Below are 23,730 nucleotides of genomic sequence, written 5' to 3' on the forward strand. Positions count from 1 at the left end.
AGTATTTTCCTGTCTTTGGTAATTTGGCAACAAAATTTAATAAGCAAATACACGAAGCAACCAAAAAAGTGATTTGGAATTTTTATTATATAAGCATAATTCGCTGAACAAAACTCAATATCTAATCGTCCAGTTATCGATATCATCCACTTCATTTTTGTTACATTTTGTTGCTGTTGTACTTTTTAGCGAATAGCCATCTTTCCCATCCAAGCCAACAGAGTATACATCCACAGCCTCAAACCAGCGATGCTTTTCATCCAGACGATTTTCACCTCTTGGAATATCTCCAGAATGATCGCGTCCTGGACAAACTCGTAAAAACCTTCCCCACTCATCTACAAACATCAAAGAGGCATCATCATTATTATTGCTCGTAGCAGGTGTTTGTAGGAAACTCGATTGAAAAAAAACATCGCCCTCATAATCCTTCGTCAACATAAAATACAATCGCTTATTCATCTCTTTGAAGTCACTATCACTAAAAGTTTTCACAGGATCAATAACCTTTTTATCCCCCGGATAACCATTTTCGTTCATTGTTCCATGGAGGTTAGCAACATCTGGGTAAACGCGAAAAACAGCTCTATACTCTTCACACGCGTAATCAATTGCCATTATGATATTTCTCGAACTTTCATAATGTACCAAACGAACAGTTCTAAGCGAAAAATGAAGAATCAATACCAAAATTGCTACAAAAAAAACAATTAATATTTTCCACATATGCTTTTCCTTATAAACCAGTACATAGCGAATTTTTTAGTTCCTGTCATCATTCTAAATGTTTTTCCAAATCCGATTTCAAAATTTTTAATCAAGTAAAAAAGTATTTGTTATAACTCGTAAAAACTCTGTTTTCTAACACCTTTAAGAAAGTTTTCGGAAACAGGCCGGCACTGAGTGACAGTAGACTCTTGAATACTAAAATAGCGCTGAAAGCGCTATACATCATAGCCTAGGACGAAACCCCTAGTCTTTGTAATTCATTACTTATCAGATTTCTTTCTATCAAGAATATCCCACTTGTCTAACAAATCATCATATATTAATAAGTGGTTATTTTTTTTAAACCACGTAGCAATAGCTCTCTTTTCATACGGAACTTCTTTAAGCTGCTTTGTCAATTTTTGGGTTATGCGAAAATCGCAATGAAGCCCTGTCATATCTTTATTGTTCTTGCATTCCCCATAGAAATAGTATTTCAAATCGTCAGGGTGCTTTCCTCTTTCTATTGGCAAGAAAGCATAAATAGTATTATTTTTCTCATTTTTTGTTACAAAATCTTCAAGAAACAGTGCTCCTTCGCCTAAACCATTTTTTCTTAGTAAAAGCGCAGCAGCAATTTTATTGAATTCTACTCTAGTATTTTTTTCTGGTGTTTTCAGAAAATCAATAAGTAATTGATTACTTTCTTTAGTATTAATCTCAGCGAGAAGTCCACTTGCTTCTGTAGAAACTATATAAAACCTTGACATCATAGTAAGGTTGACACAAAACTCTACAGATTCTGATAGATCACGATATAATAAAGGTTTAAGAATAGAGATAAGTCGTGATTTATTAATATGATCTCTCCCTAATTCGCGAATAAGAAGCACAGTTTCTTTTGCTGATACTGCTTTGTCTAAAAATTGTAGTACAACAGAAAATTCTCGCGCCTGTTTAGGAAGATTATCGCGAATAGTTTCTGGTATATATTCATCTCGTATATGTTCATCGTCTTTCTTCCGCAAGTATTCTGCTTGTTTTATACAATAATTTATTTTAGATTGATCATCTTTGGACGCAGACAATATAAATGTTATAAATTTATTCGTTTGAGGAGATATTCGTGGATCACTTTTATAGTAATTTAATCTTTTCAGAGAAAAGCCAGAGTCCTTAAAAAAATTCCCTCCCAAACATCTATCAAAAAAGCGCCAATTACTTTGAGGCAATGACACGAAATATTTGATCATCCTACGCTCTTCGTTATCATCAAGAGGCCAAGAATAAGAACTGCTCAATTCTTTTTGTTTTAGAGAACTGTTAATATTTTGCGCTGAAATTTTTGTACAAATTATTACTAACAGTATCAATTTCAAAGATAGCTTCATTGAATTTTCTTTCAATAAAAGTTCAGATATATGGGATTAGAACCTGTTATAAAATTAGCTGTATTTGTACAGGCAAATTTTACTTTAACAAAGCATACTACAAGCTCGCAGCGACTTTCTGCAATAAAGCTCGTCGAGAAGACAAGTAAGGTGTTACTTTGTAATCCATTGTAATGCATTCAAAAATATCTTCTTTAAACCAGAATATATAATGAATGTAGTATTTCCAATGAAAGGGATTGTAACATGAATGACCGCTGTTTATTTTTTCGATAGATGCAAGCCATGAGGAATTCATCACTATTTGTACAGTATCAAAGGAATCTGCTCCCCTACCTTCGAGAGGATGATCACAAAAAACTTCATCGTTTGGTGCCCCCAGTTTAGCAATTAAACATCTATCAAATTCAACAAGCGCCATTTTTTCTTTGTGCCCTTCTCCATCAAGTTCTATATAATTTTTCCCAAACTCATTCTCTTCGCCAACATAAAATATCAAAAATGTTTTCCAAGCATGTGTAAGAAGAATAGGTCCAGGAGTACCAGAACTCCATTTTAAAGGGAAGTCATCAACCATAATTGCATATTCTTCACCTAAGGCTTTATATAAGGTTCTTTGCGCAGTATAGAGCTTTTCTCTAGCCTGCTGAATTTTTTCATAATCTACTTTTTTACTTTGTAAATATTCGTAAATCTCTTTGCATTTCTTAAGGTCTGCTTTTAATTCATTTGTGTTAACTTTTATTTCAACTGATTCTAAACGCGAACTAACCCTATCTTTCAGGAAAGTTAAACTGTTATTCAAGTGTTCTATTTTGCACTGCGGTAAAAATTTTTGTAATTCAGCAACGCCTTCACTTGTAACGCCAGGACAACATAAATTTAGATGCTCTAGTTCAGTATGGTTTCGTAAATGTACCAGACCACTATCATCAATATTGGTGTATTCCAGATCTAATCTTTCCCAGATGGTGACAGAGCTAAGGTATTGCAAACCTAAATTGGTAATTTTTGTCCGATCAAGGCCCAATTCAAACAACTCCATATCTGCAAAATATTTCAGATCATCATCCTTGATATCAGTGCCTCTTAAGAATAAAAGTTCTAGATTTTGTAGCTCGCAAAAATAACGATAGCACAAATGTTCTATGTCTGAATCCATCAAATAAAGTGTATATATTTCTTCACCAAATTGTTTAAGCTGTCTAAAATTCTCTTCCGTTACAATTTGATAAGATAAGTCTAAAATACCATCTTCAATATCATCTTTTATAATTTTTTTCATTTTCCATTATTTCAAACTAATGCACGAAATCGAACAAAATTACATCTCTGCATTAAAGCTCTAAGTCTTATAGTAAAAGAACTTACAGAGCAGAATCACTCTATAACGGTGCGATGTAGGGGCGGTCTTGTGCCGCCCGTATTACAAATACAAATGAATAACGTTTCCCATTTTTTGTGCCTACCAATACAACCTTAAACAAGTTTTCGCAATTGTTTGCGATTGTTTGCGAAAATTGGGCGGCACAAGACCGGTCTATCCTCGTCTTACAAATACAAATGAATAACGTTTGTCATTTTTTATACCTATCAATACGATCTTAAACAAGTTTTCGCAATTTTTTTCGAAGGCTGGGCGGCGCAAGACCGGTCTGTCCTCGCGTTACAAATAAATAACCTTTGTTATTTTTGTACCTACCAATACGACCTTAAACAAGTTTTCGCAATTGTTTGCGAAAACCGGGCACAAGACCAGTCTGTCCTCGTCTTACAAATATGAATAACCTTTGTTATTTTTGTACCTACCAATACAACCTTAAACAAGTTTTTGCAATTGTTTGCGAAGGCCGGGCGGCACAAGACCGCCCCTACATCGCGCTTCGTTTACGTTTATCTCATGAGTTTACTACTGTAGGGAGCGAAATACGATCGACTTGTTCTGCTCCACCGCGCAAAGTTTCTTGGTATAGACTATACGCTTTTTCTTTTAACTTACACCTAGACATTGCATCTACAATATCGATAAAAAAATCGTTATCGTTTAGTGGTTTAAATGAATAACGTTTGCCATTTTTTATACCTACCAATACAACCTTAAACAAGTTTTTGCAATTGTTTGCGAAGGCCGGGCGGCACAAGACCACCCCTACATCGCGCTTCGTTTACGTTTATCTCATGAGTTTACTACTGTAGGGAGCGAAATACGATCGACTTGTTCTGCTGTTAATAATCCGCCGCGCAAAGTTTCTTGGTATAGACTATACGCTTTTCTTTTAATTTACACCTAGACATTGCATCTACAATTTCGATAAAAAAATCGTTATCGTTTAGTGGTTTAAATGAATAACGTTTGCCATTTTTTATACCTATCAATACGATCTTAAACAAGTTTTCGCAATTGTTTTCGAAGGCTGGGCAGCGCAAGACCGGTCTGTCCTCGCGTTACAAATGAATAACGTCTGTTATTTTTTGTACCTACCAATACAACCTTAAACAAGTTTTTGCAATTGTTTGCGAAAATTGGGCGGCACAAGACCGCCCCTACATTGCGCTTCATTTATATGGGATTAGAGCCTGTTGCAAAATTAGTTAACTGTATTTCTACAGGCAAGTTTTACCTTAACAAAAAATACTACAAGCTCGAAATTATAAGAATTACATCTCGGCATTAAAACTCTAAGTCTTATAGTAAAAGAACTTACAGAGCAGACTCACTCTATAACGGTGCGATGTAGGGGCGGTCTTGTGCCGCCCGTATTACAAATACAAATGAATAACGTTTCCCATTTTTTGTGCCTACCAACACGGCCTTAAACAAGTTGTCGCAATTGTTTGCGATTGTTTGCGAAAATTGGGCGGCACAAGACCGGTCTATCCTCGTCTTACAAATACAAATGAATAACGTTTCCCATTTTTTGTGCCTACCAATACAACCTTAAACAAGTTTTCGCAATTGTTTGCGATTGTTTGCGAAAATTGGGCGGCACAAGACCGGTCTATCCTCGTCTTACAAATACAAATAACCTTTGTCATTTTTTATACCTACCAATACGACCTTAAACAAGTTTTCGCAAACAATTGCGAAAACCGGGCACAAGACCAGTCTGTCCTCGTCTTACAAATACAAATGAATAACGTTTGTCATTTTTTATACCTATCAACACGACCTTAAACAAGTTTTTGCAATTGTTTGCGAAAACCGGGCACAAGACCGGTCTGTCCTCGTCTTACAAATATGAATAACCTTTGTTATTTTTTATACCTACCAATACAACCTTAAACAAGTTTTTGCAATTGTTTGCGAAGGCCGGGCGGCACAAGACCGCCCCTACATCGCGCTTCGTTTACGTTTATCTCATGAGTTTACTACTGTGTTTTATTTTTACAGATCAACCTACTCCTGCTTCATCAAATAATTTTTGATTAATTTTTCGGCCTGCGCTTTCTTTTTTATACGCACCAGGGAGCGCGAAATACGATCGACTTGTTCTGCTGTTAATAACTTACCACGCAAAGCTTCTTGGTATAGACTATACGCTTTTTCTTTTAACTTACACGTAGACATTGCATCTACAATATCGATAAAAAAATCGTTATCGTTTAGTGGTTTGGCAATATCAACTGTGCGTAGTAGTAGTTCTTCGCTGCGTTCTGTTGGGAAATTGCCTAGGTCGTTTATTATTCCTCCGGTTTCAAATCCCCATGCGTTAAGTGCAAAACCTTTGTGATGATCATCGCTTAACGATTCGAGAACATCTAAGACTTCATGTAAGAGAGCTAGGCGTTTTTTTATGTAGGAGTATTGAATTAATTGCTTAAATATTGAGCGTAGCATGTGCGCTTGTTGTTTCTGTTCGGAGATATCTTTTATTTCACTTATAATTTCACTAAAGATATCTCCTGCGCGCTCGTATTCTTTAATGTGCGCTAAGAACGAGGCAAAATCGATACTTATTATCATTTTATCATCGTCATTATAATTGCGGCTTCGCATAAATTTTCGATAACAATCTACAGAATCGAAAACCATATTGTAGGCTTTATTTGCTTTCTTTAAGTTAATCAGTCTTTGAATTATATTCATCGAAAGCTGTAATTTTACCTTTTCATTGCGAATACTTTGCTGATGCTCGCGGCTTTTCGACATTAGCTGCGAAGATTTTTTCTTATTTTGTTCTAGAATTGCCAGTTGGAAAAAATATTTACTCATCATATTATGTTTAGTGTCATGATCCATTTTTTTTGATTTTTGAAACAAAGTCGTTAGCTTTTTGTACTTAGTTACATAATCAATAAGCAATTGTAAAAGTTTGGTATCATTTAACTCTAGAGCTTTTTCTAATATAAACTCTGCATAAATATGTCGATCAATTTGTTCTTTAGATTCTATAACAGCTTCTGCTAATAATAAAAGCTGCGGCTCAAAATTTTGCATGCACAGTTCCAGAATGGACAAAAAAATTCTTTTGCGGTTACGTAACTTTGCTTGTCCCCACGCACGAATAATAATGGGAAGCCCTTTTGGTTTTTCTTTATATGCAGTTATGGACTTCTCTAGAAACCATGTTGTTGATTTGTGTCTCTTGTATCTTGAGGAGTAAACGGCGGCTTCTGCGAGAAGCTCACTTTTATATTTATCGTTACGCAAATGTGAGGCTAATTCAATCGCTGCTTTTTCGTTTTTTTGTTTTAATTGTGCACAAATAACTTTCAATAAACCTTTTTGTCGCTGATCGCGATCTTCCTTATCAAGCATACTCATGATAAAGGAGTGATCTAAATCGAAAAACTTTCGAGGCCAAATTCGCAATATACTTGAAAAAGGAAATCGCCTATTTTCTTTGTTAGAAGAAGTACGTGTAAAATCAAGTATTTTTGAAATAGTTTGGTAATCTAGCGATCTGCGGTCTGCCTGTTGCCACAACAATAAAATAGAAGCATGAAAAGAATGTTTTTCAGGTAGTCGTGTAAATAGTTCTAAGCATTTTTGTCGATTGTTATTTTCTGATACTTTTAAAATATCACGTATCACGCAATTCTCCTATTTAATAAAGCCATAGAGATACTCATCTACCTCGTATTTAAACTCCTCTAATGAATTTCCAATATTTACAAATCGCAAAAAATAGAAACTCTCGCCAATATTATGTCTTGAAGCAGAAATAAACGCTGGCCAGAAAATTTTAGCGCGCTCAGGATTTTCTTTTGACCACTTGATCCAACGATCATTATTAAGAGAACCATGACATTCTAATTCTTGGCAAATTCCGCGAGCAATACCTTTATGAAAACCACGCCAACTACAATAATCCTTAACCATATACCAACGAGCTTTATCCTGTTTTATAGGCGGTATATAATTATTTTTTAACAAAAATACTTCGAAATCATTACGCCAAACTTTAAAATCTTTTGTGCCTATCTGTATACCAAAAAGTGCAAAGTAACGAAAGGTTCTGTGCATAAATAAATCAGGTGAAAACTCAACTCCCGAAACTTCACCAAAATCTTTCACTAATACAGAAGGAATTAAAGAAAGAATGAGTAAACATATAACGATTACAATCGCTGTCTTTTTCATAATCAGCTCTGTTTCTTTTTAAATATATAGTATAAATAAAATAATGAAGGTATTGTAACTACCATACCAAGCACAATAATGGTAAACATCATATACAAAACGTTCTTAGGAGCTGTTGCCGTATAAATTGTTAAATTGGGAACCACTAAAAAAGGAAATTGGCATACTGCCCAGCCCAAAACAATACACACCACTTTATTCATAGCAAGAACGCGAGCTATTTTATATTTCTTTAAATATAAACTATAAAATATAGATATTGCGAGTAAAATACCAAAGCCGTGAAACAATAAAGCATAATCGCTATTTCTTAAACCTTCCCAGAACAACGTCGCATGATCTTGAGATAAATATAAACAAAACAGTGCTGTCGCATCTACAAATATCGCGCTAACAAGAGCTCTGTTACGAAAATCTTGTTGTAGTTCCTTGTCTGTTGTTTCACAAGTAAGGTAAACCGCAGCCAAGAACATGAAGGTAAACAAACAAAAAAATCCTGCGCATAGTGGAAAAATTCCAAACCAAACTTCGACAAAGTCAGTCAATACTTTTCGTTTTTCAACATCAACTAGCAGCTTACCACTTGCAATACCCGCAACAACAACACCAAAGACAATTGGCGTAAGAAAACTTGACACGCCAAAAATTTTCTCCCAAAAACTGCGTAATTTCTCATCCTCTTTCATACCGTAAGAGCGAAAAATAAAAGCACAGCCACGTAAAACAATACCAATAAGCATTACAGTTAGCGGAATATGTAAACTAGTAGCTATAGCAGAAAATGCTAGAGGAAATGCAATAAACAAAACTACAATCACTAAAATAATCCATACGTGATTTGTTTCCCATATTGGTGCAATAGCATCCTCAATAAGATTTCTTTGCGCTTCTTTACGTTTACCATATGCAAACAAACTCCACGCACCTCCACCAAAATCAGCTCCTCCAGAAAGCGCATAAACAACAACCGAACCAACAACAACACTTGCAAGCAAGAATTCAACAGTCATTTTTAATCCTCGTAAGAGTTTAGGACATACAAACGCATCAAATACAACACCATAACAAACAGGAAAATATACAGAATTGTAAACACAATAAAAGGAACCACTAGGTTCGGCATTGTAGTCACTGCATCAGAGGTACGCATTATATTATAAATAATCCATGGTTGCCTACCCACTTCAGTAACAGTCCACCCAGCTTCCGTAGCGATAAAGCCCATTGGGGCTGCAAAAACAAGTAGTCTTAAGTACCACACTTTGTTATTTATAGGTTGCTTTCGCAAAAAAAAGTAGGCTCCTATCATTCCGAGAAGCATCATAAAGCTTCCGCAACCTACCATAATTTGAAAAGCAAAATGCACCACAGCCACAGGAGGGCGATCTTCTTTTGGGAATTCTTTGAGACCCTTCACTTCGGCATCAAAAGTTCCAAAAGACAAGAAACTCAACAAGTAAGGAATTTCTATGGCGTAAAGAGTTTGTTCATTTTCAACATCAGGCCATCCACCAATACGAAGCGGCGCACCTTTTTCGGTTTCCCACTGTGCTTCCATCGCTGCGAGTTTTGCAGGTTGTTGCTTCGCTGTGTTCTTTGCACTAATGTCCCCACTAATTGGCTGTAAGATCGAAGTAACAATCGCAACTGACAAAGCTATTCTTAATGCACAGTAGTGAAATTCACTTTTGGGTTTACGGAGCAAAACAAAAGCATGGATACCAGCAACAACAAACGCAACAGAGACAAAAGCAGCTAAAGTCATATGCAAAGCGTAAGGAAGGGCTGAAGGGTTCAACATCGCAGTAAAAGGATCAATGTTTACAAACTGACCGTTAACCCACTCAAAGCCAGCAGGACTATTCATCCATGCATTAGCCATCACCACAAAAATACCTGAAAACATACCACTCAGCATAACCATAATACCTGAAAACAAGTGCATTTTTGAAGAAACTCGATCCCATCCATAAAGATAGATTCCAAGGAATATAGCCTCTAAAAAAAAGGCAAATCCTTCTAGAGAAAAAGGCATACCAATTATTGGACCAGCATGTAGCATAAACTCTGGCCATAATAAACCTAACTCAAAAGATAAAACGGTTCCCGAAACAGCTCCCACAGCAAACATAATAGCCGTACCTTTCGCCCATTTTTTTGCCAAAGAAAGATAAACTTTGTTCTGCGTTTTTAGCCATAAACTTTCAGAAATTACCATAAGTAGTGGCATTCCTATTCCAATGCACGCAAATATGATATGAAAAGCCAAAGACATTGCCATTTGACTTCGTGCAGCAAGAAGATCAGTCATTATAATTCCTTTACAAAACAAATAATGTTTTTATTATAAGGCGTGTGGACATTTAGACTTTATTCATTACATAGCCTTGAAATCCTAGTGTCGTTGTATCAGACTTACAGAACCTGGCTATGCCACGTTTGATACGCCTAGCTACGCTACAATGACTTACGCACTAAACAAATTTTAAATGTCCACACGCCCCTAGACATTTAAATTTTATTCTGTGTATTCTCTGTTCTTACTTTCAGCAAAAGGATAAATGTTATGAGAAAAGTTTTATTTATTGGTTTGGAAAAAGATGAAGTACGTGATATTACTCAAAATTTAAACATAAGGACCATACATCATGAGCTTATACCAAAACTCATTGTACAAGATGACAAGTTATTTGTTGAACATCCCAATATTTTTGACTGTATGATTCAAATTGATATTGTCATTTTTCACGGCATTTTTGAAAATGATTTTGATCCAATCAATGCTTTGGCTATCTGGGACGGAGTATGTTTGCCAAATCCAGTTGCTTTACTTAACTGCCGCTTGAAACATCCTTGCTTAGCACGAGCACTGCGAATAACTAAGTTTAAAATGCCACATGGTTTTGTTGTTAACGGTAGTATCAATGTGAAAGAAGAAAGTGTTGCAAAATGGGGGAATTGGCATTGTGGAGAGAATAAAAAAAGATTTACCGGGGAAGAACACTATCCGCAACCAACGGTAATAGAACCCTTCATAAAAGGCACCGCTGTTAGAATACTTATTATTGGAAATAAGTCTTGGCAAATACAACTCAAAGGAGATGATTGGCTAAAGTCAATTCATCATGAGACATCTTATATCAATACATCTATAGATGAAGAATTACTTGAAGATACTCTAAATTTAAAAGAACATTTTCAATTAGAATGGATTGCCGTTGATTATATGGTAACAGATTCAGGAAAAAGATATATGCTAGAAGTAAATCATATTCCCAATATGGATCGCTTTCCAGAAGTAAGAGAACACTACACTTCTTTTATAAAAAATTGGATTGGAGAAAAATTAAATAATTTGTAAAAATATTGGTTCTTGGTTTTTAGTTTTTAGTAGAGTCTATTGGTTTAACAGACTCTACTAAAAATTTTCAATCACATAAAAATATGATTTATGGTAACTCTTGGTCTTTTACTTCAACAGTTACTTTTTGCATTTTTACATTATCAGCATATTCAATATAGATATTTGCATCATCAGTCACAGCATCTCTAAACCAAAAACTACTAACTGTATCTTCTTTAGATTTATAAGAACTCCAACCTGTTGACTTAATAACTTTGTCACCAATTTTAGCATAAATAGTTTTTACTTTTAAAGCATCGCCACTTATACGAAGATTAACACTTTTTTCTTTGCAATCTTTGGTAAATTGAATTTTCAAACCACTAATATCTTCTGTCGTATGCAAATTCTTGCGAAGTTCTCCGTAGTTTTTAAGTTCAAGTGTTTTAGAATCTGCTGTCTTAATTTCAAAAGAACCAGAAATACTAACTTTTTTTGCATCTCGCGATGGAGAAGCAAATTCTAGGTCTACTCTCAAACCTTTATCGCGAATCACATTTTTTAAAGCATAAGCATCAATTTTCTTGTGCTCACTACCTGTACGAAAACCAAAACCAGGTTTGTAAGCAATTTCATTTCCAAGATCATCTTTCGCACTTAACTTAAAATTACCATAAGACAGTATATTTGAAGGAAGTGGTGAAAATAAATGTACTTTAAGTACTGAATTTCCGTAATAAAGGCTGATTTTTGCTTTATTATCTTTATTTTTCCAAGTGCGTACATCCTCAACACCCAATAATTCAGACCCTAAACCTTCTCCAGGATCTTCACTAACCACATCGACAGGCTCTTCTAACTCTTCTTTTTCATATGGCTTTGCAACTGGTGGTTTTTCTATATCATATGATTTCCGCGGTGCTGCAGCACTAGCTAGAGCAAAAAGCGGTGTCATTCCAAATGGAGAATGAAACTCAAGACACATACCTACTTCATCTGTGAACCAAACTTGCATCGCATTATTTACATATTTCTTAAGTGTATTACCCGATGGTAGCAGTGCAAACTCAATAGGGACTTCTGATCTTGGTATCATTGATTGAATAAAAGGTATTGCAGTGCGATAAAGAGGTACCACTAGCTTTTCAATATTTAAATACTGTATATCGGTGTGCTTGTATTCACCTAAAGATGTCATCATATCTGTTGGAAAATGACCTTGCTTTTGCATAATCAAATTCTTTGCCATCTCTGGGTACAATGTCACAAGAAGGCGATTTCCATCAATAACAAACGTAGGAGCTACTGGTATAGGCTCAGACATAGAACTAAAATTAAAGTAATGAAAGTCATAACCATTCCACAAAAATTTATAACGATGTTTTTTAGGAACCATTTGTAAGAGTTTTTCAATTGCGGCAGTGAAAACTTCTGGATCTTTTAGGGTCATCTGAATCGCAAAATCAGGTATCAAACCACCAGAAAAACTCAAAGTTGACAGGTATTCATCACCCAAGTTATAAACAACATCCTTACGTAAATTAATACCCAACTGCTGATTAAATTGATTTTCCATTCCTGTAAATTGATCGTACTGACGAGGTGCAAACATTTGTAATGCTTCAAGACCTGCATCAACTAATCCTTGAAGTTCGAAAAAACTGTGTCGAAACGCAATCAAATCTCCAGGAATATATTTCTCTAATGTTGTAGTAGCTGGCTTTGCAGGTAGTATTTTTCCTAAAAAACCTGTACGCTCACCTGGCATGTGAATATAAAGACTTTCGACAACCTGAGTATCCTTGAAATATAATCCTGTGCCTAAACCTTTTAACGCTTGAATACCAACCATATCCATAATTGGTTTTACTTGTTGTGCTTGACCTGACATTTGCACACCAAAACTTATTAAGCGTTCAGTGTTGGCATACAAAAATAAACCTGATCTTTCGCGCAAAGTACGTTTTTTTATTTCTTGGTATTGTCCAAAAGACTGTAAACTATTTTTATGCTTACCATACAAAGCTGCTTCTAAATGTACTTTAGATGTACAAACCAAAAATACATTGTTCATTACCGCACAATACACAGGCATTGCAGGAGTTGCTAATTGCGATACTTTATAACCATTATACTCATACTCTTCTACAGCTGCTCCTGGAACAAAACCTTGATACATCTGTAAAAGCATTGTGGTTACTTTATCTTTTTGAGTTCCTAAATCCCAGCTTAGAAGAGCAACAGGCATAGGCATTGGGCCTGGCATAACATCGACAACAGCAAGAGAAACGTGTCCAGAAAAAGCTTCTGCGATATCTTTAACCGTTACACCTGATTGCATTTCAAATTGTTGCTGTTGTCCACGAATCATTTGTAAAAACTCAGGTGGTATTGTATCAAAAAAGGCTTTCCACTCTTCCGATGCAAATAACTGCCATAAACCAATCTCTCTCATTTGCTCGCAAAACTCTTTGCCATTTTCCATTTCACAATATAGCATTGTTCCATCAGAAATGTAGTCAGCGGCATTATAATCGTCACCAAAAGTATTAAATGGGAAAACAAGTAACACAATTAGAATAATGAATAAATATTTGAACATAAAAATTATACCCCTATATTCATAAAAAAGGAGGATGTCCTCTGGTAAAATAGTATTTTGAACTCACCAACCGTGAAAAAACGTATGTTGGTTATGTACATCTGAGAAATGCAAGTTGTACTCGCGAGTAAATAAGTGCCTGACAAAACAGTGCTCAATTACAATACATTGCTCTTAAAGAAATACGACAGTGTGGGTTTGTAATAAGAAACAACGAGGTGAAAAACGAAAGAATTAGTTGCAATGAGTAAATTTTGACTGGTCACCGACATTAAGATGAATAAATAGATGACTTGTTTTAAGGTAAGATGAAAAGAACAATGTTCTCTAAAACTACATTATAAAATGATATGTTATGTATTTTCGCTTGTTGAAAAAATGTAGTTTTACTCTAAGAAAACAATAATTCTATAGAGCCATAAAATGACTCTATAGAATACTGAAGCATAATTTTAACGCTTGGAAAATTGAAAACTTTTGCGCGCTTTACGACGACCGTATTTTTTACGTTCCTTCATACGACTGTCTCTAGTCAAAAGTCCATGACTTCTCAATTTTTCCTCTAATGCTGTGTCTACCTTGCATAAAGCTCTAGCAACACCAAGGAGTACTGCACCAGATTGTCCAGTAAGTCCACCACCAGATACATTAATAAGAAGATCATATTTATCTGCTGTTCCAGTCACATTTTGTGCTGCCATAACAGAATTTTGATGGTTACGAACGGGAAAATATTCTTCCATAGTTTTACCATTGATTACAATTTTCCCACTTCCGTTAAGAAGTCGAACTCTTGCAACTGATGTTTTTCTACGTCCAGTTCCCCAGATAATTTCTTTATCGCTCATAATTTAAAAACCTTTATTACTTCAATACTTTGGGATTTTGCGCTTGATGAGGATGATTTGGTCCACTATACAATTTTAACTTCTTTAACATTTGGCGTCCCAATTTTGATTTAGGTAACATTCTTCTGACAGCCAATTCCAAAATTTCTTCTGGTTTGCGCTTTCTTTTTTCGCTCAGATTCTGCACCTTTAGGCCACCAGGATAACCAGAGTAAGAATAATATAACTTCTTATCTTCTTTTCTTCCTGTAACCTTTACCTTTTCAACATTGGTTACAATAACAAAATCACCAGTATCAATGTGAGGAGTATAAGTTGGTCGATGTTTTCCCATCAGTACCACAGCTATTTTACCTGCCAACCGACCTAATACTTGGTCCGTAGCATCTGCTTCATACCATGTTTTCTCAAGAGTACTGGGTTTCGCGGTATATGACTTTTGCATATGTCTTTCCTGCCTTAATTACACCCATTTATGACGACTTTTTTTGTCTTTGTCGTGTTTTCTTTGTGAAAAATTACGTTTATTTATATTGCGATCATTACGATCATCGCTTCTGTTGCTGCTAGTGCTTGACTTCATTGATTTGAGAACACTTTCGATATTTAAATGTTCTCCCCCACCACTATTACTACTACTATTGTTACTAGTGCTAATGCTACTGCTGCTAGTAGTTGATGGTGATGATGGACTTTGCTCTTTTTTGTAAGTTGAACGATCAGTTGTGCTATGAGTTCTTTTTTTATGCCTGTTGTTATAATCGCGATTATAACGACCACGATTACCTTGGGTTTTTCTGTGGTTTTTACGGTAATGTTTGTTGTTTGGTTTAGAACTATAGGTAGAAGATTTTTCTTCACTAGTTTCAGTAACGCTATTTTCTTCTACTTGACCGCTCTCTAGATTATTGTCAGGCACTTCTGTAGAAAGAACTTCAGAAGAATTGTTACTTTCTTCAAATAAGCCTTCTGTAAAATCGTCGTTAGCATCCCAATCTTCGTTATTTTTTTCAGCAACTGGAGCTTGTTTTGCAACAGGAGCTTCTTTAACAACAGGAGCTTGCTTAACAACAGGTGTTTCTTCAACAGGAGCTTCTTTAGCAACAGTAGCTTCTTTAGCAACCGGAGCTTCTTTAACAACTCGAGTTTGCCTTGTAACCGAAGCTCGCTTAACAGTGCGCTCTGCGGCTTTTTTGGCTCTTTCTGTTTGTTGTCTAGAACGTGTTCTTGGCTCTTGTTTGCGCTTTACAGATTTTTCTACTTTGGGCTTTTCTTCAGTAGTTTGCGGACTATCATCGAGCTTTTCAAGAACTTTTGAAAATTTTTGTGTAGCCACTACTTTGTCTTTAAGGCTATTCTCAGAAACATTTTTGAGAATTTGTTTAGCGCCTTTGTTAAACTTTGCCGATTGATTTTCATCTTGTGCAGAGTCATTTTCGCGCCATTTTTTGACAATGTTAGAAAATTGAATCATTGTCTTTCCTTACAATCACTGATTATGAATTTTAAGCAAGTTATCAAACGTGTAGTATTTAAATACTACAATTAGGCACTTACCGTTCGGTCAGAATAAACATTTCCTTTTAAATCCTCAACGGCTTTTTTGATCAAATGCTTATCTACTACAATGCTGCCCTCACCATAACCAAGTAATAGAGCTAAATCGCAAATATTGTTTATTTTTCGAGGTAAACCATTTGTATGTTCGTAAACCTCTTTTACAGCATCTGCAGTAAAAATATCACGCTGGCATCCGGCTTTATCTAAACGGAACAGTATATATTCACCTGTTTCATGAAGATTAAGTGGGCGCAAACGATAGCGAAGCCCTACTCTTTCGTAAAGAGAAGGAACTTGGAGAACAGTTTGACTAAGTTCTGGTTTTCCTGCCAAAACTACATTGATAGGTATGCGATCAATACAATCAATATTTAGTAGTACGCAAACTTCTTCTAATGTTTTTTGATTGCTTATACTCTGAGCTTCGTCCACTACAATAATAGTAGTACTTCCGTTTTTGGCATTTTCAAGGATAAAATTTTCTAACTCTTTGAATAATTCCAATTTTGATTTGTTTTTATAGTCTAAGTTAAACTCACTTAAAATACTCTGTAAAAATTCTATAGGTTCTAAGTCAGGGTTAGCAATAAATGCTACTTGGTAACCTTGTTTGCGTGTTTCTCTACAAAAATTCTTACATACAAACGTTTTCCCATTTCCGCCTTCACCTGTTAATAGCATCAAACCTTTAGATTCAGTTACGCTATAAAGTAAGCGAATATATGCTTCTTCGTATGTTTCCCCATAGAACAAAAACTTAGGATCAGAAATATTTTGAAATGGTTTTTCTAAAAGATTCCAATATGATTCATACATACTCAAATTTTGCCTTGTTTGATAAACATATTATAGATAATTGATTTTTGTACAACTGTGGTTTTAGATATCATCATTTGGTTAATATATCTGAAAGACCTGGCAATAGCAAGGCACAATAAGGGTAATAGTGTTTTGTAACCAAAAGTTCTACTGTGCTATAAAGTACCTGATAATATGAGACGTTAGATGATGATATACACTAAAACGAGTTAAACAAAATAACTTTTAAATGAAAGGTTACATAAACAGACTACCAGCCGAGATCTACTTTAACATTACTACGAAAAAACGTCTAGGAAAAAATAAAATTCGTAGAACATAGAGTATTTGAATGTTGATATGTTTTAAATATTAGGATTGTTATGTTTTCCAATGAAATATTTATTTTGTCTACTACTAAACGAATCATATTTTTTGCTAGACGTTTTAGCAACAGGAAGCATATCAACAGCGGGTGATTGTCCAAGCCAGCCATCTTTAATGTAAGCAACTCTTTTGATATTGAGTAAATGCTTAGGAGATATATTGTCAGAGAAAATATTTCCACCTCGCGTACCACATCCTAAAGTCATTGAAGGCGCTAATCCAGAGGCATAACCAACACTTCCTTGAGAGCTAGGAGTGTTAATATTTATACGGCACGCAGGCTGCGATATCGCAAATTTGGTGATAATTTTTTGATCACGACAATGCAAAGATACAGTGTGGCCTAAACCACCATAATGGAGTATTTCTTGGCATCGGGCAAAACCTTGTTCCCAGCCATCTTCAATATACAAAGATAGGATAGGGGCGAGCTTTTCTCGAGAAAGAGGATATTGATCTCCAACACCATACTGCCTTGCAATAAGCATTGTGCAATTATTATCGACATCAAAGCCAGCTAGTTTGGCTATTGTGTGAGGAGATTGTCCAACTAAGTCTGCATTGATAGCACTTCCTTGTGGCATTAAATTTTCGAGTGCTGCAATTTCTACCTCGTTGCAAACATGAGCCTTTTGTTTCTTCAATTCAGCAATACATTTTTGGGCAATTTTAGTTTCGACAATAAGAGATTGTTCTGAAGAACACAGCGTCGCCCAATCAAACCCCTGACTTACAACTAGACAACGAATAGCATGAGGAATGTCAGCACTTTTTTCAATAAAAGCGGGGCAGTTACCAGGGCCGACACCTATAGCTGGTTTACCTGAAGAATATGCAGCCTTTACCAAACCAGATCCACCAGTGGCCAGAATTACGCGCGTAGCTTTATGGCTCATTAACTCGTGAGTTGCCTGTAATGTTGGAATAGTAATAACAGAAACCGCGTCTACTGGTCCACCTACAGAATCAATCGCCTTACGCATAATTTCAACAGCACGCCCAACGCATTTTATCGAACGCGGGTGCGGCGAAAATACAATAGAACAGCGCGCTTTTATACTAATAAGCATTTTGTATAGTGCTGTGGAAGTGGGGTTAGTGATCGGTGTAATTCCCGCAACAACTCCCTTAGGGGTCGCGATATCCCAAACTTTTTTCTTTTCACACTGAGAGATAATGCCAACAGTTGGCATTTCTTTGATATATTCATATATATCTCGCGTAGCAAACTGATTTTTTAACACCTTGCTCTCTACGCGCCCTAAACCACTCTCTTCGTGAGCCAGAACAGCTAGTTCTTTACTGGCATTAAATCCACGTTCTGCCATTAGAGATACTAAACGATCGACTTGTTCTTGAGAATACTGTGCTAAGATTTTTTGCGCTTGTTGTGCTTTTTCTAGAAAATCACGTACTTGCTGTACCGACTGTAAATCTTTGTCCAAGAGGATACCCCTTATGCAATATTTTCTCTTCCCTTTATGGAAGCAAGAGAGGCCTCAACTGCTTTCACAGCTTCTTGAATCTCTGATTCTTTACCTCCCAAATACAAACGTCCGAAGGCTCCAAAAGCTCTCATTTCTAATAAATTAACCGAAGCTGCTTTTTCAGCCTCGTTTGCCGCAATCGCAGCATAACCTGCAGGATGAACTTCAAGAACGTACAAGGTCTCACCTGTTAAAATGAATTGCCCATGTCGCATACGATTTAAAATCATCGCTTGGTAACCATCGACGCCAGTGATAATCTCTGACGATACAATACGCGGTGCTAAACGATCCGTTTCGCTTTGATTTGTATGCTCTAAAATAGCTTCTCCTGCAGCGCGAAGCTCTCCTTGATCAAACGCATGTAGCTCAAGCATACCGTAAGCTCGTTCCACAATTTGCATTCCAGGGTAAACATTAGCTCTTTTCATTGCTCGATCAGTAATACGATTTATCGCAATACCAGGTGCTACCTCGATTAAAAGTGCTGCTTGTTCTTCCAAAGGAAAATATCCTTGGCAAACTGTTGCAAAAAAAGCAGCAAGTTGCGGCTGCAATATATCAATGTATGTAAAAGTACGAATTTCTATCATAACTTGTCCCATAAAGAGATAATTTCTATCCGCGGATTACTCCGCAGCTTTGTTCTCTGAAACTACATTGCAAAACAAAACGCAAAGATTTGTATATAAGCCTCCACTATTCAACAAATAGTGCGACAAAATCACATATCTTCGTTTGTAGCAAAAATGTAGTTTTACTTGAATAAAACAACTGGTTATTCAACCTTCGAGATAGTTTTTGAAGACTTAATTTCTTTCGATAATTGAACATCATAAAGGTATTTTTTATAATAAAGATTGACGTTACTTGCCAGAGGTATAAATATTTGTGAATCTACATTCAATTTGTCAATATTTATTATCTGTGGATTCGCTCCAGCCAAAGCAAATACGCCTTTTTGAATGTCTTTATAAGTATTTTTATTATAGTACTTTTTGGAAATTTTCCACAGACTATCACCAAAAGTTACAATATGAAATTGCTGTGATAACCCTGTTTCAAACAAAACAATTTCATCCTTTGCTTCAGTTTTATTATCAATTGAAACATCTTCTTCATTAACCAAAACATCTTCTTCTATAATTTCTTCATCAGAAAAAGTAGTTTCTTTTGCTATCTCAGTTTCTTCGTTAGAAAAATCAGTTTCTTCTGCTTCAATTTCTTCGTTAGAAAAATTAGTTCCTTCTTCTGTCTCAGTTTTATCGCTAACTAAAATATCCTCAGGAAACGAAATATTTTTCTTATCTATCTTAGTTTCTTGTGTGCTAAGAGCCAAAAAGATTTTCTTATTTTCTTTAGTTATATCAAACGTTACATTTTCTTTTTTGGCTATCTCACCACTTAGTTCTTTTTCTACTAATGGTGGCTGACTCAACGATGTCTGAATAATGTCACTGTCATTTTGTGGTAAAGTACTTTTAGTGTTATCTAGAACAATAGATTTTTTTTCATAAAAGAAATCAACAACTATTGTTGCTCCGTATACCACAATGATTGAGCATATAAGAATAATTCGTTTACGTGTAAGAAACATCTTGAATCTCTCAAAACAAAAATTCATGCATAAATTTTTTTAATAGTAGTAAAAGGGTGCTCTATGTTTTATAGAGCACCCTTTTAGGTAACTATACTACTTTTTGCGATGCTTATTTTCTATAGAAAGAACTGTAGCACTAGCAACGAAGATAGAAGAGTAAGTACCGACAATTACACCTACAATAAGTGTAAAAGCAAAACCTTCCATCACACTTCCGTGTCCATAGTTCAAAAAGAAAATCACACACACAACAAACAATGTTGTTAATGATGTAAGTAGTGTTCTAGAAAGAGTTTGATTTATACTCTTATTAAATACATCTATAACTTTCTTGATACCTAAGCGATCCCAAACTTCTTCTTTCATTTGGTTTTCACGTAATCGGTCAAAGATTACAATGGTATCATTGAGAGAGTAACCAACAATTGTCAAGAGAGCTGCAATCACCGGAAGATTTATCTCCACGTTGACGAGTCCGGCATTAGAAACAAAAGCAATCACACCTAAAGTAATGGCAACATCATGAACAAGAGCAACTACGGCTCCAAACCCAAAACGCCAACCGTTAGGAAAGCGAGCTGCAATGTAAAACAATACTAGGATAAGAGATAAGATAATAGCTCGGTATGCTTTTGCTTTCTGAGCTTTAGCCACAACCCCAGAAATCTGTGAAAATCTTGGGTATGGTTCAGAAAGGTGAACTTTTTTCTCATTGTAAGTTGCTTTTGCAAAATAGTCACGCAAGTTAGCCTCTATCGACTTTTTTACTTCTTCGTCTGATTGGCTACTACTTGGTATATCAATGAGTAAAGTCACACTTGTAACTAAGTTTTCTCTAATACCTTTTGCTTTCAAAGAAACATCTTCAAATTTACACTTTTCAATCGCTTCATTTACAGCTTCGACTGGAGCAACTGTAGTAAATGAAAGAATTGTAGAGATAGAACCACCATCTTTAGAAAGTTTTATTGATTCAACTTCCATGCTTGGTCTAGCAAGTGCTAAGTGCTTCTTTATTTCTTGAGCTAACTCATCATCGCTTTTGCCTTCAGGTGCTTTAAAAGTCAAATTATAATCATCAACAGAAACAACAACATCATCAAATACATCCTTGCTGTCTTTAAACAATTCTTCGATAAATGACGGCGGAAGAGGTGTACGTAAATTTACTTTGATGCTGCGAAAATTGCGGTATTTTCCACGTTTTACTGTTGTAATTTTGCCAAACGAAAATGGTGCAAGTTCTTTAGAGAATCGAGAATTGATGCGTTGACGTAGTTCATCAATCCCAGCTTTTTCGTTTTTAGTGTTGATGAGATCGCGTCTTGTTTCAACGATTTTTTGCATCTCAGCTTCATAATCATCGAGTTTTTTGCGAATATCTTTAATGCGCTCACGCACATATTTAGCTTGTTCGCGTTGCGAATCAACTTCTTCTTTATCAGCGTCATTTTTCTTTAAACGGCGAATTTCACGTAGTGACTCGTCGCGCTGTTGTTGTTTTTCAACAAGATTCTTTTGCTCTCTTTTCAAGCGAATACTTACTAGACGCATATCGCGAGAAAGTGAATCCAACTCTTTATTGATTTTATCAATATCATCTTGGTGAACATTTGGCAAACGAATAGCAAACTCAAGCCAACCTTTTTGGTCAGCAGTGTCTAGGTCAGACACAATGTGTTGTACTTCAAGATCATCACGGAAGTCTTCACGTAGACGAGTACGAACATCATCAGTAGCTAAAGGTTCTTTTAGACTGATTTGCGCAAGTACACCACCACGAAGATCTAAACCATATATGCGATCAGAACTACTTAAGAAAGATGCCAAAGAAATACCAACAACAACGATAGAAAACATTGCTGCTGTTTTCATTTTACTTGTAATTGCGTATTTAGGATCCTTCAACAACTGCGCCATACTTAAATTACGCACAAGACCTGACATAATCAGAAAATATAGCAAGACGCGCGTTACAAATATAGCGGTAAAGAAACTAGCAACGATTCCCCACAACATAGTAAATGCGAAACCTTGAACAGTTCCCGAGGCAATAAAATATAAAATAGCCGCCGTTAAAAATGTAGTGAGGTTAGCGTCAAATATAGTACTAAACGCTTGCCTGAAACCACTCTCTACATCAGCAAGAAGCTCTTCTTTTTCAAGCGTTTCTTTTCCTGGATTAGCTTTCAAGCGTTTTAATTTTTCTTCGCGAATTCTCTCAAAAATAATGATGTTCGCATCAATACTCATACCTACAGTAAGAATAAGTCCTGCGATACCAGGTAAGGTTAGTGTCTCTCTAAAAATAACTAACACTGCAAATACAATCAAAATATTTAAAAGAAGCGCTATACTTGCAACAAGTCCAGCAGCAAGATAGTAAAGTATAATAAACCCAACTACCATACCTAGCCCAATAACTCCTGCTTGTATACCTAAACGAACAGAGTCTTCACCTAAACTTGGACCAATAGTATTTTCATGCACCAATTCCGGTTGAATTTCAAGGGAACCAGAACGCATTGATTTAATAAGCTCTTGCGCTTCGTCGTAACTAAAACCGCGAAGAATACCAGAGCCATCTGGTATAACACCGTCTATTTGCGGCGCAGCCATTACCTCGTTGTTGAAAATAATAGCTAGAAATTGTTTTTTATATCGGCTTGTTAAATTCTTAAAGTCATTACTTGCTTCCGACTTCATTGAAAAATTGATTACTTGGTTAAGACTGTCATAACTCACTTTGCTCAGTCTTTGTCCGCCGATTTTATAAGGGTCACCTACCCAAACAAGCCGTGCCTGACCACCTTCTTTTCCTGGATACCAACGATAACCGTCTCGAAGGATTCTTCTTTCGTACAATTTTAGTGAACGCTGGCCTCTTGATTTGGCTGTGTCATACTTTGTGCGTTCTTCTACTTCGCTAAGTTTTCCATCCCCAACACCAACTTCAGGTGAAGCGACAAGGCGTAATTCTAAATTCCCTAGGCGCTGGATAACTTTTTTGATTTCTTCTGTATCTTGTTTATTGAGTCCAGGCAACTGAATAAGTATACGATTTTGCCCTTGGCGCTGTACGCGTGGCTCTTTTACAATACCTGAGTTGTGAATACGCTCACTAATAATAGAAATAGTGTCGCCGATAACACCTTCAGCTGTTTTTGTTGGATCAATGTCTTCAGGGTTTACTTCGTATAAAAGTTCAGAGCCCCCTTTTAAGTCCAATCCAAGATTTACTACATAGCTTTTTAATTCTTCAGTTAAAAATGGTCTTTGATTTGGAGGGCAAACGAAGAGTAGGCACGCAAGTGCCAATAGTAAAATACCTATTAGCTGCCCCGAAATATTTGCGGTTTTTTCGCTCATGATGAAATTATATCCTCTATACTACACAATTCTAGAAAGGAGTAATGAATCGT

18 protein-coding genes are annotated in these 23,730 nt (G+C 35.9%); 1 reads left to right on the forward strand and 17 read right to left on the reverse strand.

The features are described 5' to 3' along the window. Positions 1–114: 114 nt before the first annotated feature. From UABHE_RS26630 to UABHE_RS26665, 8 genes are all read right to left on the reverse strand, one after another. Positions 115–726 (reverse strand): hypothetical protein, encoded by a 612-nt coding sequence (locus UABHE_RS26630; RefSeq protein WP_372366355.1) that lies wholly within the window; start codon positions 724–726, stop codon positions 115–117. Positions 727–989: 263 nt separating this feature from the next. Continuing rightward, complete coding sequence (locus UABHE_RS26635; protein WP_372366356.1) at positions 990–2,099, reverse strand: hypothetical protein; 1,110 nt, start codon at positions 2,097–2,099, stop codon at positions 990–992. A gap of 97 nt (positions 2,100–2,196) precedes the next feature. Beyond that, positions 2,197–3,384 (reverse strand): hypothetical protein, encoded by a 1,188-nt coding sequence (locus tag UABHE_RS26640; protein ID WP_372366357.1) that lies wholly within the window; start codon positions 3,382–3,384, stop codon positions 2,197–2,199. 613 nt (positions 3,385–3,997) lie between these two features. After that, positions 3,998–4,189 (reverse strand): hypothetical protein, encoded by a 192-nt coding sequence (locus tag UABHE_RS26645; RefSeq protein WP_372366358.1) that lies wholly within the window; start codon positions 4,187–4,189, stop codon positions 3,998–4,000. A gap of 1,307 nt (positions 4,190–5,496) precedes the next feature. Beyond that, positions 5,497–7,134: a hypothetical protein gene (locus tag UABHE_RS26650; protein ID WP_372366359.1), complete on the reverse strand. Its 1,638-nt coding sequence runs from the start codon at positions 7,132–7,134 to the stop codon at positions 5,497–5,499. Positions 7,135–7,143: 9 nt separating this feature from the next. Beyond that, a complete protein-coding gene (locus UABHE_RS26655; RefSeq protein WP_372366360.1) occupies positions 7,144–7,683 on the reverse strand; it encodes a hypothetical protein in 540 nt (179 codons plus the stop codon). Between the two features lie 2 nt (positions 7,684–7,685). Further along, a complete protein-coding gene (locus UABHE_RS26660; protein ID WP_372366361.1) occupies positions 7,686–8,693 on the reverse strand; it encodes a cytochrome d ubiquinol oxidase subunit II in 1,008 nt (335 codons plus the stop codon). 2 nt (positions 8,694–8,695) lie between these two features. Continuing rightward, positions 8,696–9,994: a cytochrome ubiquinol oxidase subunit I gene (locus UABHE_RS26665; RefSeq protein WP_372366362.1), complete on the reverse strand. Its 1,299-nt coding sequence runs from the start codon at positions 9,992–9,994 to the stop codon at positions 8,696–8,698. Positions 9,995–10,249: 255 nt separating this feature from the next. Here UABHE_RS26665 and UABHE_RS26670 point away from each other — a divergent pair, with 255 nt between their 5' ends. Continuing rightward, the gene (locus tag UABHE_RS26670) at positions 10,250–11,044 is read left to right on the forward strand and encodes a hypothetical protein (RefSeq protein WP_372366363.1); all 795 of its coding nucleotides are present in this window, start codon (positions 10,250–10,252) and stop codon (positions 11,042–11,044) included. An 88-nt stretch (positions 11,045–11,132) separates the two neighbouring features. On the opposite strand, the gene UABHE_RS26675 is transcribed toward UABHE_RS26670, so the two are convergent. From UABHE_RS26675 to secD, 9 genes are all read right to left on the reverse strand, one after another. Further along, entirely contained in the window at positions 11,133–13,628 is a 2,496-nt protein-coding gene (locus UABHE_RS26675) for a hypothetical protein (protein WP_372366364.1), read from the reverse strand. A gap of 452 nt (positions 13,629–14,080) precedes the next feature. Then, positions 14,081–14,476, reverse strand: a complete 396-nt coding sequence (gene rpsI / locus UABHE_RS26680; RefSeq protein ID WP_372366365.1) for a 30S ribosomal protein S9 — start codon at positions 14,474–14,476, stop codon at positions 14,081–14,083. A 16-nt stretch (positions 14,477–14,492) separates the two neighbouring features. After that, positions 14,493–14,921 carry a 50S ribosomal protein L13 gene (gene rplM / locus UABHE_RS26685; protein ID WP_372366366.1) on the reverse strand — a complete coding sequence of 143 codons (429 nt, stop codon included), beginning with the start codon at positions 14,919–14,921 and terminating at the stop codon, positions 14,493–14,495. A gap of 18 nt (positions 14,922–14,939) precedes the next feature. Continuing rightward, positions 14,940–15,950 (reverse strand): hypothetical protein, encoded by a 1,011-nt coding sequence (locus UABHE_RS26690; RefSeq protein WP_372366367.1) that lies wholly within the window; start codon positions 15,948–15,950, stop codon positions 14,940–14,942. A gap of 71 nt (positions 15,951–16,021) precedes the next feature. Further along, on the reverse strand, positions 16,022–16,852 hold the full coding sequence (locus UABHE_RS26695; protein ID WP_372366368.1) for an ExeA family protein: 831 nt from the start codon (positions 16,850–16,852) through the stop codon (positions 16,022–16,024). 347 nt (positions 16,853–17,199) lie between these two features. Then, complete coding sequence (locus UABHE_RS26700; protein ID WP_372366369.1) at positions 17,200–18,666, reverse strand: aldehyde dehydrogenase family protein; 1,467 nt, start codon at positions 18,664–18,666, stop codon at positions 17,200–17,202. 11 nt (positions 18,667–18,677) lie between these two features. Then, positions 18,678–19,301, reverse strand: coding sequence for a hypothetical protein (locus UABHE_RS26705; protein ID WP_372366370.1), 624 nt, complete (start codon positions 19,299–19,301; stop codon positions 18,678–18,680). Positions 19,302–19,486: 185 nt separating this feature from the next. Beyond that, on the reverse strand, positions 19,487–20,305 hold the full coding sequence (locus tag UABHE_RS26710; protein WP_372366371.1) for a LysM peptidoglycan-binding domain-containing protein: 819 nt from the start codon (positions 20,303–20,305) through the stop codon (positions 19,487–19,489). A gap of 96 nt (positions 20,306–20,401) precedes the next feature. After that, a complete protein-coding gene (gene secD / locus UABHE_RS26715; protein WP_372366372.1) occupies positions 20,402–23,677 on the reverse strand; it encodes a protein translocase subunit SecD in 3,276 nt (1,091 codons plus the stop codon). Positions 23,678–23,730 lie beyond the last annotated feature (53 nt).

The organism is Candidatus Uabimicrobium helgolandensis (assembly GCF_041508025.1).
In the GTDB taxonomy this organism is placed as follows: Bacteria; Planctomycetota; Uabimicrobiia; order Uabimicrobiales; family Uabimicrobiaceae; genus Uabimicrobium; species Uabimicrobium helgolandensis.